The 13,211-nt window shown below is 63.6% G+C and carries 17 protein-coding genes; 7 read left to right on the top strand and 10 right to left on the bottom strand.

The features are described from left to right. Positions 1 to 109 precede the first annotated feature (109 nt). Positions 110 to 745: a glutathione S-transferase family protein gene (locus AC6UUM_RS15300; RefSeq protein ID WP_500803103.1), complete on the top strand. Its 636-nt coding sequence runs from the start codon at positions 110 to 112 to the stop codon at positions 743 to 745. Positions 746 to 771: 26 nt separating this feature from the next. Here AC6UUM_RS15300 and AC6UUM_RS15295 read toward each other — a convergent pair whose 3' ends face one another. Beyond that, positions 772 to 1,674, bottom strand: coding sequence for a LysR family transcriptional regulator (locus AC6UUM_RS15295; protein ID WP_500803102.1), 903 nt, complete (start codon positions 1,672 to 1,674; stop codon positions 772 to 774). 121 nt (positions 1,675 to 1,795) lie between these two features. On the opposite strand from AC6UUM_RS15295, the gene AC6UUM_RS15290 reads away from it, so the two are divergent. The 3 genes from AC6UUM_RS15290 (at position 1,796) to AC6UUM_RS15280 (ending at position 3,546) form a co-directional block, all read left to right on the top strand. Further along, positions 1,796 to 2,347 carry a carboxymuconolactone decarboxylase family protein gene (locus AC6UUM_RS15290; protein ID WP_500803101.1) on the top strand — a complete coding sequence of 184 codons (552 nt, stop codon included), beginning with the start codon at positions 1,796 to 1,798 and terminating at the stop codon, positions 2,345 to 2,347. 105 nt (positions 2,348 to 2,452) lie between these two features. Further along, positions 2,453 to 3,085 carry a pyridoxamine 5'-phosphate oxidase family protein gene (locus tag AC6UUM_RS15285; protein ID WP_500803100.1) on the top strand — a complete coding sequence of 211 codons (633 nt, stop codon included), beginning with the start codon at positions 2,453 to 2,455 and terminating at the stop codon, positions 3,083 to 3,085. Then, entirely contained in the window at positions 3,082 to 3,546 is a 465-nt protein-coding gene (locus AC6UUM_RS15280; protein ID WP_500803099.1) for a nuclear transport factor 2 family protein, read from the top strand. The genes AC6UUM_RS15285 and AC6UUM_RS15280 overlap by 4 nt, the downstream gene beginning before the upstream one ends. 208 nt (positions 3,547 to 3,754) lie before the next feature. On the opposite strand, the gene AC6UUM_RS15275 is transcribed toward AC6UUM_RS15280, so the two are convergent. From AC6UUM_RS15275 to AC6UUM_RS15265, 3 genes are all read right to left on the bottom strand, one after another. After that, entirely contained in the window at positions 3,755 to 4,477 is a 723-nt protein-coding gene (locus tag AC6UUM_RS15275; protein ID WP_500803098.1) for a cytochrome c biogenesis CcdA family protein, read from the bottom strand. 1 nt (position 4,478) lies between these two features. Beyond that, positions 4,479 to 4,829, bottom strand: a complete 351-nt coding sequence (locus tag AC6UUM_RS15270) for a thioredoxin family protein (protein ID WP_500803097.1) — start codon at positions 4,827 to 4,829, stop codon at positions 4,479 to 4,481. Between the two features lie 66 nt (positions 4,830 to 4,895). Continuing rightward, the gene (locus AC6UUM_RS15265) at positions 4,896 to 6,230 is read right to left on the bottom strand and encodes an NAD(P)/FAD-dependent oxidoreductase (RefSeq protein ID WP_500803096.1); all 1,335 of its coding nucleotides are present in this window, start codon (positions 6,228 to 6,230) and stop codon (positions 4,896 to 4,898) included. 136 nt (positions 6,231 to 6,366) lie between these two features. Here AC6UUM_RS15265 and AC6UUM_RS15260 point away from each other — a divergent pair, with 136 nt between their 5' ends. Continuing rightward, positions 6,367 to 6,813 carry a CBS domain-containing protein gene (locus AC6UUM_RS15260; RefSeq protein WP_500803095.1) on the top strand — a complete coding sequence of 149 codons (447 nt, stop codon included), beginning with the start codon at positions 6,367 to 6,369 and terminating at the stop codon, positions 6,811 to 6,813. Here AC6UUM_RS15260 and AC6UUM_RS15255 read toward each other — a convergent pair. After that, complete coding sequence (locus AC6UUM_RS15255; protein ID WP_500803094.1) at positions 6,802 to 7,290, bottom strand: hypothetical protein; 489 nt, start codon at positions 7,288 to 7,290, stop codon at positions 6,802 to 6,804. The two genes, AC6UUM_RS15260 and AC6UUM_RS15255, sit on opposite strands and share 12 nt — an antisense overlap. Positions 7,291 to 7,394: 104 nt before the next feature. On the opposite strand from AC6UUM_RS15255, the gene AC6UUM_RS15250 reads away from it, so the two are divergent. Together AC6UUM_RS15250 and AC6UUM_RS15245 are read left to right on the top strand one after the other, a co-directional pair. Further along, entirely contained in the window at positions 7,395 to 8,051 is a 657-nt protein-coding gene (locus AC6UUM_RS15250; protein WP_500803093.1) for a peroxiredoxin-like family protein, read from the top strand. 348 nt (positions 8,052 to 8,399) lie between these two features. Continuing rightward, positions 8,400 to 8,909: a sigma-70 family RNA polymerase sigma factor gene (locus AC6UUM_RS15245; RefSeq protein ID WP_500804992.1), complete on the top strand. Its 510-nt coding sequence runs from the start codon at positions 8,400 to 8,402 to the stop codon at positions 8,907 to 8,909. A 58-nt stretch (positions 8,910 to 8,967) separates the two neighbouring features. Here the strand turns inward: AC6UUM_RS15245 and AC6UUM_RS15240 are convergent, their stop codons facing one another. Genes AC6UUM_RS15240 through AC6UUM_RS15220 form a run of 5 tightly spaced genes read right to left on the bottom strand, consistent with a single transcriptional unit; the run spans position 8,968 to position 13,069 of the window. Further along, positions 8,968 to 10,677, bottom strand: a complete 1,710-nt coding sequence (locus AC6UUM_RS15240) for a patatin-like phospholipase family protein (RefSeq protein ID WP_500803092.1) — start codon at positions 10,675 to 10,677, stop codon at positions 8,968 to 8,970. A 21-nt stretch (positions 10,678 to 10,698) separates the two neighbouring features. Next, positions 10,699 to 11,160: a DoxX family protein gene (locus tag AC6UUM_RS15235; RefSeq protein WP_500803091.1), complete on the bottom strand. Its 462-nt coding sequence runs from the start codon at positions 11,158 to 11,160 to the stop codon at positions 10,699 to 10,701. Between the two features lie 29 nt (positions 11,161 to 11,189). After that, positions 11,190 to 11,921: an HvfC/BufC family peptide modification chaperone gene (locus tag AC6UUM_RS15230; protein WP_500803090.1), complete on the bottom strand. Its 732-nt coding sequence runs from the start codon at positions 11,919 to 11,921 to the stop codon at positions 11,190 to 11,192. After that, positions 11,914 to 12,759 (bottom strand): MNIO family bufferin maturase, encoded by an 846-nt coding sequence (bufB, locus tag AC6UUM_RS15225; protein ID WP_500803089.1) that lies wholly within the window; start codon positions 12,757 to 12,759, stop codon positions 11,914 to 11,916. Before bufB ends, AC6UUM_RS15230 begins: the two co-directional genes overlap by 8 nt. Before the next feature lie 34 nt (positions 12,760 to 12,793). After that, positions 12,794 to 13,069 carry a BufA1 family periplasmic bufferin-type metallophore gene (locus AC6UUM_RS15220; protein WP_500803088.1) on the bottom strand — a complete coding sequence of 92 codons (276 nt, stop codon included), beginning with the start codon at positions 13,067 to 13,069 and terminating at the stop codon, positions 12,794 to 12,796. Between the last annotated feature and the right edge of the window lie 142 nt (positions 13,070 to 13,211).

Below are 13,211 nucleotides of genomic sequence, written 5' to 3'. Positions count from 1 at the left end.
GCCCCCGCCTTCGATCGAAACGAAGGCGGAGGTGAGGCGTTTTTTGTCCGGTCGTTGCGACAATTGCAGCGCCACAACCAGATCTCCAACTGAAACCAGGAGAAGCCAAATGATCGATGTCTATGCCTTTGCCACGCCGAACAGCGTCAAGGTGCCCATTGCTCTTGAGGAAATGGCACTCGAATACAGTTTGCACGGTATCAACATCCGCCAAGGTGCGCAGAAACAGCCTGATTTTGTTGCGCTCAACCGCAATGCAAAAGTGCCGGTCTTGGTCGATCATGGCGCGGAAGCTGCTCCTTTCGTACTGACCGAGAGCGCGGCAATCCTCGTCTATCTGGCCGAGAAAACCGGGAAGCTTCTGCCAGCAGCCGGAGCGGATCGGGCACGTGTGTTTGAGCAGCTCTTCTTCCATGCCTCTGGCCTGGGTGTCGCATTCGGCAATGCCGGTTACTTCAGGACGCTGGCACCGGAACCCCTGCCGCTTGCGATCGATCGCTTCGGCAATGAGGCAGACCGCGTCGTGCGCGTTCTGGACGCGGTTCTTGCCCAACATCGCTACGTTGCCGGCGACACGCTGAGCATCGCCGATATTGCGCACTTCGGTTGGATGTGGCGGCGTGCGTTCGCCGGTGTCTCACTGGACGCTGCTCCCCATGTGCAGCGCTGGTTCGATGCGCTGCTCGCACGCCCCGCCTTTGCCCGGGGGATCGATCGCACATTGTCCCTGGCGCCAACCGCGTGAAAGGGGCGGATGCTCCAGTGCCGGCTCTATGGAATCGCCAGCAATCGATTTTTGAGTCGCGGGCCCAGGAAGTCTCGGAAGGCGCGCAGCTTCAGTGGCAGCAGTGTGTGACCGGCGTGCACGAGATGTACCGGTATCGGATCCGGTTCAAACCGACGCATGATCAGCTGTAGTGCGCCATCGGCGACCGGCTGGGCAACCTGGTAGGACAGCACGCGCGTAATTCCCGCACCCGAGATTGCGGCCGTGATTGCGGCATCAGCGGTGTTCACGGCGAGGCGCGGTCGTACCGGCTGTACAAGCGCCTCGGTTCCGGATCCGAATGTCCAGAGATTGTTCGAATAAACTCCATCGAACATGATGCAGTCATGGTTCTGGAGCGCGTCAGGCGTTTCCGGATTTCCGTTCGTTGCGAGATAATCGGGGCTGGCACATGTCACCCAGCGGATTTCGCCCAGTCGCGCTGCGACCATGTTGCTGTCTGCCAGGCGACCGATCCGGATCGCAGCGTCTATATGGCCCTCGATCAGGCCAACCACCTCGTCCGACAGGATCAACCGAACGGTGATCTCGGGGTATGCCCTCAGGAAATCGAGGACCACCGGCGCGACGTGGAGCCGCCCGAGCATGATGGGAGCGGTCACCGTCAAGTGCCCGCGCGGCATCCGATATTCGCCCGATGCGGCACGCTCGGCGTCGTCGACCTCCTCGAGAATACGCCGGCTTGCAGCGACATAGGCCTGTCCGGCCTCGGTCAGCATCAGTTTGCGGCTCGTTCGGAACAGCAACTGGGTCTGCAGATGTGCCTCAAGATCCGACACTTTTCGGCTGACCGTGGCCAGCGGCATGTTCAAGGCGCGTGACGCTGCCGACAGGCTGCCGCCGTCGACAGCGGCAATCAACGTCTTCATCGCATCGAGCCGGTCCATCGAAGCTACCAATTCATGGAAGGATAGTTCCCGAAAATACCGGATACTGGATGAAACAAGAAGCACCTAAAGTAAACGTCACCGGCCAATCACGGTCGTTTACCAGCAAAGGATTGCTCTGATGTCCCGTATCCCCACGCCCGCCACGATTGCCGACGCCCCTGAAAAGTCGCAGCCGCTGCTCGATGCCGTCAATGCCCAGCTCGGCGTTGTCCCCAACATGTTCCGCCTGATTTCGACCAGCCCGCACACGCTTGAAGCCTATCTCGGCGTGTCCGGCGCGCTAGGCAAAGGCGCCTTGCCCGCTGCAACCCGCGAGCGGATCGCGCTGGCCGTCGCCGAGGTGAACAGCTGCAACTACTGCCTGTCGGCGCACACCTATCTTGGCAAGAACCTTGCCAAACTCGACGATGCCGAAATCACTGCCAACCGCAACGGCGCGTCGAACGATCCCAAGGCCGATGCTGCCGTGCGCTTCGCCGCCAAGATCGTCCGTGAACGCGGCCAGGTCAGCGATGCCGATCTCGCGGCGGTCAAGCTTGCCGGATACGCCGACGCGCAGGTGCTCGAGATCATCATGCACGTCGCGATCAACACCTTCACCAACTATGTCAACGAGGTGCTTGGCACCGAGATCGACTTCCCGGTTGTCATTGCTCGCAAGGCCGCCTGACCCCCCTTCCAGCCTGGCGATCCGATATCAGCCGGCCATATTGACCGCCGACAGCGACGGCGATTTCGAACGCGCCAAAAGCGCGGCTGCGGCCTGACATCCTGATTGGCGAAGGGCGTGAAGATGATGAACCTGCCCCCCTCCAGCGACATTGCCTTCACGCCAACCGTCAAGGCGCTTCAAACCATGCGTGGTTCGCGTGAGGCCTATGAGCGGCAGGAAGCGCGTGGTGGCTTTCGCACGCTTGTTGATGACAGCCTTGCCGACGTCCTGGCCGGGATCGACACCGCCTATCTCGCGACCGCAAACGCCGCCGGCCAGCCCTATGCCCAGCACCGCGGTGGGCCGAAGGGGTTCATCCGCGTCCTGGATGACCGCACGCTCGCCTTCGCAGACTATACCGGGAACAAGCAGTATATCTCGACCGGAAACCTTGCCGACAATGACAAGGCGTTCCTGTTCCTGATGGATTACGCCCACCGGCGCCGGATCAAGATCTGGGGGCGCGCGCGCGTTTCGGATGATCTTGAGGTGATCGCCGCCTTGATGCCCGAGAATTACCGCGCCAAGCCCGAACAGGCCATCCTGTTCACGGTCGATGCCTGGGACGTCAATTGTCCTCAACACATCCCACAAAAGCTGGATGCGGCCGACGTCGCTGCTGCCATTGAACGCCTGAACACGCGCATTGTCGAACTCGAAGCCGAAAACGCTCGCCTGAAAGCACAAGCCCGATGAGCCGACCACCACTGCCGCCGTTCACCGATGAAACCGCCGCCCAGAAAGCGCGACTTGCCGAAGATGCATGGAACAGCCGTGATCCTGCACGCGTCGCGCTGGCGTATACGCCTGACAGCCAGTGGCGGAACCGTGCCGAATTCATTATCGGGCGAAGCCAGATCGAGGCCTTCCTCACACGCAAATGGGCGCGCGAGCTCGAATATCGGCTCATCAAGGAGGTTTGGACCCATAGCGCAAACCGCATCGCCGTGCGCTTCGCCTATGAATATCGCGACGACAGTGGCCACTGGTTCCGCGCCTATGGCAACGAAAACTGGCAGTTCGACGCCAGTGGCCTGATGGAACGCCGCATCGCCAGCATCAACGAACACCCGATTGCGGAGGCCGACCGAAGGTTCCGCTGGGCCATCGGCAATCGACCCGATGACCATCCTGGCCTGAGCGATCTTGGATTATAACCCGCAGACGTCGTCGGGCGGCAATTTCAAACCTTGGCCGACCGATCAATCATGGGTCGTCCCAATGATGCCGATCATCCGGTGAAAAACTGTTTGACCCAATTTTCCAGCGCCGAATGTGAACATCGGGATGCTCCAGAACGCTGGCGCCAGACGTTGCATGTGGCAATGATCTGCCTGGGCAACTGGTCCCGGATGAAGCCGCCGCCTACAGGGTCGTTGTGGCGGTGATGGCCCAATCCGGCGACGCGGCAACGATCACGCTTTCCACCCGCCGGTCATAGCCGGTGATGATGAACAGACCCACGGCCAACAGCACGGCACCGAGCGCGCGCTTGCCGGTATTGCCGGTGGCCATCAGCTTGCCGCGCCAGCGGGAAAGCAGGCTGCGTGTCGCTGTTGCCAGCAGCAAGAGCACGGTGGCAATGCCAAGGCCGAACGCCAGCATCGTCAGCGCCACCTGCACCAGATCCTTGCCCTGCGCCGCCAGCACCGTGGCCGCGCCCAGCGTAGGACCGACGCACGGGCTCCAGACCAGCCCGAGCAGCGCGCCGATGGCAAACTGGCCTGCCAGCCCAAACCGGTCGAGCCCGGCCTGACGCGCGCTCGCCCAGCCCGCCAGCGGGGTGGCCGCGCGGGCGAGCGCCGCCTGGATGCCCGGCACCACCAGCGCCAACCCGGCGAGCACCAGCACAACCGCGCCGGCCGACCGCACCAGGTCACCCGAAAGGCCCGCCGACGCGCCCAGCACCGCAACGGCAAAGCCGACGCCGGTGAACGAAAGAACAAGTCCGCAGGCGAGCACCAGCGGTCCGAACCGGTGGCGCTGGGCAGCGCTGCCGAGCACGATCGGCACCAGTGGCAGCACACACGGCGACAGGATGGTCAGCGCGCCGGCGGCAAAGGCAAGGGCGGGATTGAGCGTCGACATGTCAGCGCAGCGCGGTCGCCACAAGCGCCTTGATCGCCTGCTGATCGGTTGTTCCGAGGCCGCGGGCGGTTTCGCGCGCGCCCTTGTAGACAATCAACGTGCTTTGCTTCTGCACGCCAAGCGCGGTGCGTTCCGCTACCTGGCTATCGAAATCGATTTTCAGGATCACCAGCTTGTTAAAGGCCGGATCGTGGGACAGCGCGTCGATCGTCGGTGCCTGTTTGCGGCAGGTGGGGCACCAATCGGCGTGCACGTCGACAAGGATCGGCGCGCCTGCACGCTGCGCCGCCTGCAGAGCTGCCGTTGAATAGGGCCGGATCGGCTGCGCGGCGGCAGGGGCGGCAATCGCCATGGCGATGGCGGCGCTGATCAGAATTGCTTTCACGACATTTTCCTTCTTGGTGTGATCATCCATTCGTCATGCCGCCACAGACGTTACAGGCGCGTTGGCGGCAATGTTGCGACGCCGTGACATGGCATCGAGCCCAGTGATCAGCCGGGCGCCGCGATCGAAGGTCAGGTAACTCCACGTCCATGTGGCACCGACCACCCAGCGGTTGCGAAAGCCGACCAGAAAATACAGGTGCGCCGTTGACCAGATCAGCCAGGCGATCAGCCCGCTCAACTGCAGCCAGCCGAAATCGACCACGGCCCGTTTGCGCCCGATCGTCGCCAGCGTGCCGAAATTGCGATAGCGGAACCGGGCGGGTGCCGGCTTGTCGTGCAGGCGCGCCGCAATCATGCGCGCGACGTGCTGGCCCTGCTGCTTGGCCGCCGGCGCGATGCCTGGCACCGGATTTCCGGCCATATCATTGACCGCCGCCGTGTCGCCGATCACGAACACATCGGCATGGCCGGGCACCGAAAGATCGGGCGCCACTTTCACGCGGCCGGCGCGATCGGCATCTGCGCCAAGCCAAACCGCCGCCGGGGAGGCCTGCACGCCAGCGGCCCAGATGATGGTCGCCGCCTTGATTCTGGTCGAACCAATCTCCACGCTGTCGGCGTTGATCGCTGTCACTCTGGCATCAAGCTGCACTTCGACACCCAGCATTTCGAGCGAGGCCTTCGCCTTGGCCGACAAGGGCGCTGGAAAGGCCGCGAGCAGCCGCGGGCCGCCTTCGAGCAGGACGATGCGCACGCATTTCGGCGTGACATAGCGAAACTCCATCGCCGTCGAATGGCGGGTCAGTTCGGCGATGGCACCCGCCATTTCGACGCCGGTCGGGCCGCCGCCGATCACCACAAAGGTGAGATATTCGTCCCGGCTCGCGACATTTTCCTGGCGGTTGGTTTCCGCCTGTTCCAGCGCCAGCAAGATCCGGCGGCGCACCTGCGTGGCATCGTCGATGGTCTTGATGCCGGGGGCATGGCGCGCCCATTCATCACGGCCGAAATAGCTGTGCGTGGCCCCGGTGGCGAGCACGAGCGTATCGTACGGCACCGAGGCGCCGCTGACCAGATTGACCGCCTTGGCAACGGTATCGACGTTGCACACTTCATCAAGCAGGACATGCATATCCTTGCGGTGGCGCATGATGGTGCGCACCGGCGCTGCGATATCGGCCGGCGACAGCGCCGCCGTCGCCACCTGATACAGCAGCGGCTGAAACAGATGATGGTTCTGCTTGTCGATCACCGTGATTTCGACGCCGGAGCGGGGCAGGCCCTCAACACAGGCCAGGCCGCCAAAGCCGGCCCCCACAATGACGATGCGGTGGAGCGGTTCGGGGGCGGGATCGGTGCTGTTCATGCCGGCTGCATAAACCCCTGACCACTGCCAACGAAAATGCCGATGGCGCATGGGTTTTATACAGAGCGGCATTGTAACGGCGACGGCTGCCAATCCGGATTGGTGAGCACAGGGGACAACTCTGGAAAGGTCCGTCATGAAAATCTCTGAAATTCTTCGCCACAAGGGCAATCTCATCCACACGTTGGGCCGCAACCAGGCCGTTCGGGCCGCTGCCGAAAAGATGCAGGATCACGAAATCGGCTCGGTGGTCATTGTCGATGATGCCAGCGGCGCGCCGCTGGGCATTGTCACGCAGCGCGAAATGATGATGGCCCTGCACGAACTGGGTTCGGCGGCCCCGGGGCATTGCCTGACCGGCATCATGCAACGCCCGGCCCCAACATGCAGCCCCGCCGATGACGTGATGGCGGTGGCGCAACGGATGACCAATCAGCGGCTGCGGCATCTGCTGGTCATGGCCGATGGCCAGATGGTTGGCGTGATCTCGATGGGCGACCTGGTGGCGGCTCGGCTGCGATCGTCACTGCTGGAGGCCGACGTGCTGCGCGACATGGCCCGTGCGCGGGTGCTAGCGGCCTGACCGGGTCGGTACCCGGCGCGCGATCAGCACCAGCGGGACGATGGTTGACATCACCAGGAAGGCGGTGATCCCGCCGATCGTGGCCGCCGGTATGGACGCCAGCAGCAGGGCATCATTGCCTCCGGGGACAAGCGTCGCCCCGACCGCCATGATCGCCCCGCCGATGCCCAGCAGCGCCGCCCCCATCACCAGCCTGGCCGAGACACCCTGATCGGGGACAACATGTGCGGCCGTGCCCAGCAGCCAGGCCATCGGCAGGCAGATCAATCCGGCCACCCCGATCGCTATGGCAAAACCCACCAGCATGGTCAGTTCGCGCTTATGGACCAGCTGTTTGGCGACTGTGACCGAGCAGGTGCTGCCTTGATTGATTGAAAAACCCGTCAGGAAAGCGCAAGCGGCCGCTGTGACCAGAACAAGCAACGACATCAGCATGGAGAACCTCGCTTTGCAGAACCAATCGACCGGGGGCTGCATCCGCGTGATGACAAAGCGACTGTCGGTCGGCAATGCACGCTGGCTATCGAACCCATACCGCGCACCCGCTTCAAATACGCCATCGCATCGCGCATAGTGACAACATGATGACAAATGCCACCACGCTGTCCAATCAGCTGCGCGCTCATGCCGAAGGCACGCCCGAATGGCAGGAATTGTGTGACGGGTTTGTTGCCCGCAAACGGGCGCTGGGCGCGGGCAGCGGTGCGCCCAAGGTGGGCGCGGCGTTTCCTGCACTGACCTTGCCCGATCTTCAGGGCCGCCATCGCAACCTGTCCAGCCTCTATGCCGAAGGGCCCATCGTCCTCAGCTTCAAGCGGGGTGACTGGTGCCCTTACTGCCAGCTCGAGCTTGAAAGCTGGCATCAGGCGGTTCCCGAATTGGCCGATGCGGGCGGCAGGCTTGTCGTGGTGGCCGGGCTTGTCGGCGGACGATCCACGGCGCTGTCCAATATGCTCGGGGATCGCGCGACCATATTGTGCGATGTCGATCACGGTGCCGCTTTGGCGCTGGGCCTTGCCATCCATGCCGGGTTCGATGTCATCAATCGCTATCGGCAGATCGGGCTTGATCTTTCCAGCATGTATGGAACCGCGAGCGGGTTTCTGCCGATCCCGGCGACATTCGTGATCGATCAACAGGGAATCATCCGGTTTGCGTTCGTCAATCCGGATTTCCGCGTTCGTGCCGAGCCTGCTGACGTGCTCGCCATCGTCCGCAGCATCACCGGCCAAGCCTGAAGCGAATTTCGGCGTCCCGGGCAATTCCAGCTGCTTGCCGCTGCGCGCTGCCTGACCACGGGCATGGCACAGGCCACCGCCCGATCCCAGCCGTTCATCCCAGTGACAGGGCGGGGAATCATCTGCTTCTGAACCCTGCTTGACCCGCGCTGCATACGCCGCGTGCATGATCTCCATGCGTGTCTGGTCCGTTCGCAGTGCGCCTGCGATCTGCGAAAAATGTTTCATCGGCAGGGGCATGGCGCCTCCGCCTGGTGGAGACAGTCCATGCACAGCGCTACCGCACTCGCCGCCAAACCTGTCCCGGCCCCAGCGGCCGCCCCGGCTGATGATATCTGGGGCGGGCTGATGGCCGCCGCGCTGGCCGGCAATGGCGGCGCTTACAATCGGCTGCTCAACGAAATCCGGCCCTGGCTGCAGCGCTATTATGCGCGCCGCCTGCCGCCCGGGATGGTTGAAGACGCGGTGCAGGACATGCTGATCGCCGTCCACCAGAAGCGCCACACCTATGAGGTCGGCCGGCCGTTCAAGGCCTGGCTGGGCGCGATTGCGCGGTACAAGTGGATCGACCGGCTGCGCGCCATGGGCCGTCAGCCCACGGTTTCGCTCGACGACGAACTGTTTGAACCTTCTGTTGAGGGCCATGAGGAGTCGGTCACCAGCGCCATCGTGCTCGAAGAACTGATGACCCACATCAAGCCGGCCCAGGTTGCCGTCATCCGACTGGTCAAGCTGCAGGGCTTCAGTATCGAAGAGGCCGCCACTGCGACCGGCCAATCGGAATCGCTGGTCAAGGTCAATATTCACCGCGGCCTGGCCAAATTGTCGGCCTTGATCCAGGGCAACGCCGCCTATTGAGGCGGCGCCGTTACTGCTGCCAGGCGGCCCTTGCCCGCCAGAGCGTTGGTGTGGTGGTTCACATGACATCGGCGCGCGCTTTGGCAAGGCGGCGCCTGCGCAGTGTCTCGACGGGTGCATCGAGCGCCGCGAGGGCCGTCGTCATCGCCTGCTCCCCAGCGGCAACAGCGCGATCATAGGCCCGCCAGTTGCGGATCTCGATCGTCTCCACATCCGGCACCACGTATAGATCACAGGCATCGCGGCTGCGTGCCAGCTCCGGCCCGGCCCCAACGGTCGCCGCCCGCATCAGGATCGACACAATCGGCGGGCCGCGGCGCCAGCTTCCAGACAGGAACCAGCGTGCCAGCGGCTGCGGCCGCGCGACATCGGCGGCCATCAACCCGCGCGATTGTGAGACATCCACACCGATGATGGTTCCACCATGGCGGCCGCGCATCATTTCAGATGGCAGGTTGCGCAGCACGCCGCCATCGACCAGCACCTGGCCGTCGGTCACAACGGGCGGCAAGATGCCGGGAAGCGCCACGGAAGCGCACAACGCCTGCACCAGTAGGCCGCGCTGATGAAGAACGGGGACGCCTTCATTCAGATCGGTTGAAACGCAGAAATAGGGCAGCGACAGATCGGCGATGTCGATGTCGCCGAAATGCTGCGTCAGTCGGCGCGCCACTTTCCGCCCGCGGGTCATGGCAACAAAGGGCAGTGCAATGTCGTCAAGCGGGCTGCTGGCCACAAAGGCCTGTCGCAGTCGGTTATCGATGTCGTCATCGCTCCAGCCGGCAGCCACAGCGGCGGCGATGATCGCCCCCATCGACGTGCCACACACAGCGTCGATCGGCACGCCGGCACGCCGCAAGGCGCGAACCGCGCCAACATGCGCAAAGGCGCGGGCACCGCCGCCCGACAGCACCAGCGCGACGGCTGTGCCGGTCAGCATCCGGGCCAGTCGGTCGGCGCCAGCGGCCTGATCGGCGACCCGCAGGAACCGCGCGGGCATGACCCCATCCAGCCACGCCGCGATATGCATGCCGCCAGCACCGGCCAGCACAAGATCGACTAGCCCGAGATGGTGCTGGGCATAGTCACGCACCGCCGCCGGCACTGCGGGCGGTGGTTGTGAACCGCAACCGATCATCACCACACGATCGACCTGGCGGCGACAGGCCTGGCCCCAGGCGGGATCGTCAAACTCGACCGAGCAAATGACGAGATCATGGTGCGCTTCGATGGCCGACCACTGGCCTGGAGTCAGCCCGTGGTCCTTTGCGGTCAGTCTTGCCACCGACACGCCCAGCGCGGTCACCGCGGCTGAGAGCCCATCGGCCCAGCCGGCCGCGTTGATCGGCGGGTTGGCCGCCAGGATTGCAATGATCTTCGGTTGGGATCGCAGGATATCAGGATCGCCCATCCGGGTGCGCGACACCAGAAGCTGTGCCAGACCGGCCATCGCCGGCGGATGATCGACCAGCGCAGCGAAGAATTGGACGGCAGCAAGGACGACGACCTCGCTGTCGCGCAGTGCCACAATCGTTGCGCTGCGCAACGTTCCAGCCAGCAAGGCCGACTCACCGACAATTTCACCCGGTTTGACCACGGCCACCGGGCTGACCATTGCGCCTTCGCCGCGGAGCACCGCGAGCGCTCCGGCCCGCACCAGGTAAACCGCATCGGCCGGATCACCCTGGCGATACAGGGCGGTGCCGCCCGGCAGCACGCGCACCGCCAGGCCGGGATCGTCAAACAGCCGGGCCAGATCGCGAAACATGGTGCCGGCCCGCCAGCGCCTTCAATATGACGGCCGCAGGCGGTCGATGCCGAACAGATTGTCGAGCGACCAGGCGCCTGGCCCGCGCGCGATGATCGGCAGCAGCAGGCCGGCCCAGAGCAGGTGCGTCGGCCATGCATCGGGATAGACGAAAATCTCAATCACCGCGGTCATGCCGAGCAGACCCAGGGCCCCGAGCCGGCTGAACAGGCCCAGAACCAGCAGGATCGGAAACAGATGCTCCTGATAGGTCGCCAGATGCGCCGCGACATAGGGATCGAGCAGCGGCACGCCGGAATATTCGGTTTCAAACAGCGTATAGGTGGAATCAGTGATGTGCAGGATGCCATCAACCTTGGTGCGGCCAGACAGGAAGAACACCGCCGCAATGCCCACGCGCGCCGTGAGCAGCAGCAGGTTCGACGGGATCAGGTTCAATGGGGAGACCAGGCGCTCATACAGCGACAGCTTGCGTGCAGTCATTGAGGGGGCCAAGGCGGTGCCGTTCATCGTCATTCTCCCACATCTGAAGCTCTGAACACACCGGCGCCGATCAGTTCGGCAAACATGGTGGCCAGATTGCCGCCTTTGTCTGCGGCCGCTGCTGCTGCTTCGCCAAGCGGCAGGCCGGCGTTACAATCATCAAGAAAATCAGCGGTAATGCTGTCGATGGGGGTCACCGTCACCGCGCCCGCCGGGCGCGTCACCAGCGCGGTCTGCGCCATCCAGACCAGGTCTTCCAGTCCGTCCGGATCGCCGCCGGGCTGGTGGGCGAGCCAGATGGAGACCGCCGGTGCCGAAAGGCGCAGCACGCGGCTGGAACTGCGCAGCGCCAGCGCGCGTTCAAGATCGAGCGCCTCGCCGCCGAACGCCCGATCATCGGCAGCGAACAGCGCTTCGACCACGGCGCGCTCAAGTGCCGCAACGTCATCCAGCCAGCCCAGGGCTGCAAAGGGCGCGTAGCCAGTCAGGAAGGGCGCAAAGCCATCACCGTATAGGCACAGACGGGGTTCAACCGGCGGATGTTGCGCAACAAAGGCCGCCGCACAGGCCATGAATGCCGCCTCGCCGACGAGCTGCACAACAACCGGATAGTTCGCCACCAGCGCATCCTGGACGGCCTTGTGGCTGGTGTTGCGGTGAATGATCAGGGCCTGCTGGATGCGCGTATCGGCGCTCCAGCCATCATGGTCGCCCGCCAGTGCGGCGCCGAACGCCTGTTCGAACCGGGCGTGCTCAGACATTGGGCTGAAGCGCGCATGGTGCACCGATGGATATTGCCAGCATGTCATGCGCGCGGTTGCGCTCAGCCATCAGCTGCTCGAACGATGGAATTGCATCGTCGCGCTCGATCAGGGTCGGCCGCGGGCCGACACGCTGGATCAGTTGCGCATAGAGCGTCCACACTGAATCGGCGATCGGCGCGCCGTGGGTATCGATCAACAGTGACGTTTCGCTGTCTTGGCTGTGACCGGCGAGATGAATCTCGCCAATGGCATCTGCATCGATGGCGGCGATGGCGTCGCCGGGATCAAAACCCAGGTTGATCGCACTGACATAGACATTGTTGACATCGAGAATGAGGCCGCAGCCGGTGCTGTAGGCCAGCGCGTTGAGGAAGTCGGCTTCGGCCAGTTCATGGCCCGGCAGATCGACATAGGATGATGGATTTTCGATCAAGAGCCGCCGGCCCAGCGCCTGCTGGATGATATCGACGTTGCGGATCGTGATGGCCAGCGCCTCACGTGTGCGCGGAAAGGGCAGGAAATCGGCATGGTGGACGCCGTTCCAGCGCTGCCAGGCAAGATGGTCCGAAACCAGCAGCGGCGCGATCCGGTCACATAACAGCTTCAGTCGCGCCAGATGGTCCGGCCACGGCCGTGCCGACGACACGATCGACAAGCCAACGCCGTGCACAGACACCGGATGTTGGGCGCGCAGTGCGGTCAACGCCGCCAATCTGGGGCCGCCATCGACCATATAGTTTTCGGCATGCACTTCAAACCACAGGCCTGGGTCGCGCGATGCCAGAGCCTCATCGAGGTGCTCCATCTTGAAACCCAGGCCTGCAGTCTGTTGCACAGCCAACTCCTGTTCGCGGCAATCCGCTGATGGCTCAGCTTTCGGTCAGCGAACCAAAGCCCTTGGGCGTCTTGATCTTGGTGCAGGTGCCGGCCGGAACCAGCTTCCAGGCGTTCTTCTGGTAGTTGACGGTGCTGGTCCCGGCGCAGCTGGTGCCGGCCCCGGCCTTGCAATCGTTCTTTCCAGCCAGCGAAACGCCGAAGCATTTCTCCATCGGCTTCTTGTCGGCGGCATTGGCGGCGGTCAATCCAGCCGAAAGAGCGGCCACCAGAACAGCAGCACGAACGGCAGTCGAAGTGTAGTTGGTCATGTCAAACTCCCTCATTTCTTTGGAATCCATGCCCGGAAGGCGGCGGCTTGCCGGGGGGAATGGCAAGCCGCCGCGGTGACTGATTGGGCGTTGCATCAAGTCACAACAGCCATTCCGCCGCGCCCAGCAGATGCGTTACAGC

The sequence above is a fragment of the Sandarakinorhabdus sp. genome (assembly GCF_987265915.1).
Note: the sequence above shows the minus strand (reverse complement) of the source record. Positions and strands in the feature narration are given on the sequence as shown.

Coding starts and splice junctions, on each gene's coding strand:
- AC6UUM_RS15250 (WP_500803093.1), top strand. CDS start 7,395: ATGATGACAAATGCCACCACGCTGTCCAATCAGCTGCGCGCTCATGCC.
- AC6UUM_RS15230 (WP_500803090.1), bottom strand. CDS start 11,921: ATGTCTGAGCACGCCCGGTTCGAACAGGCGTTCGGCGCCGCACTGGCG.
- AC6UUM_RS15280 (WP_500803099.1), top strand. CDS start 3,082: ATGAGCCGACCACCACTGCCGCCGTTCACCGATGAAACCGCCGCCCAG.
- AC6UUM_RS15245 (WP_500804992.1), top strand. CDS start 8,400: ATGGCCGCCGCGCTGGCCGGCAATGGCGGCGCTTACAATCGGCTGCTC.
- AC6UUM_RS15220 (WP_500803088.1), bottom strand. CDS start 13,069: ATGACCAACTACACTTCGACTGCCGTTCGTGCTGCTGTTCTGGTGGCC.
- AC6UUM_RS15255 (WP_500803094.1), bottom strand. CDS start 7,290: ATGCAGCCCCCGGTCGATTGGTTCTGCAAAGCGAGGTTCTCCATGCTG.
- AC6UUM_RS15295 (WP_500803102.1), bottom strand. CDS start 1,674: ATGGACCGGCTCGATGCGATGAAGACGTTGATTGCCGCTGTCGACGGC.
- AC6UUM_RS15260 (WP_500803095.1), top strand. CDS start 6,367: ATGAAAATCTCTGAAATTCTTCGCCACAAGGGCAATCTCATCCACACG.
- AC6UUM_RS15290 (WP_500803101.1), top strand. CDS start 1,796: ATGTCCCGTATCCCCACGCCCGCCACGATTGCCGACGCCCCTGAAAAG.
- AC6UUM_RS15270 (WP_500803097.1), bottom strand. CDS start 4,829: ATGGCGATTGCCGCCCCTGCCGCCGCGCAGCCGATCCGGCCCTATTCA.
- AC6UUM_RS15235 (WP_500803091.1), bottom strand. CDS start 11,160: ATGACTGCACGCAAGCTGTCGCTGTATGAGCGCCTGGTCTCCCCATTG.
- AC6UUM_RS15240 (WP_500803092.1), bottom strand. CDS start 10,677: ATGTTTCGCGATCTGGCCCGGCTGTTTGACGATCCCGGCCTGGCGGTG.
- AC6UUM_RS15265 (WP_500803096.1), bottom strand. CDS start 6,230: ATGAACAGCACCGATCCCGCCCCCGAACCGCTCCACCGCATCGTCATT.
- AC6UUM_RS15300 (WP_500803103.1), top strand. CDS start 110: ATGATCGATGTCTATGCCTTTGCCACGCCGAACAGCGTCAAGGTGCCC.
- AC6UUM_RS15275 (WP_500803098.1), bottom strand. CDS start 4,477: ATGTCGACGCTCAATCCCGCCCTTGCCTTTGCCGCCGGCGCGCTGACC.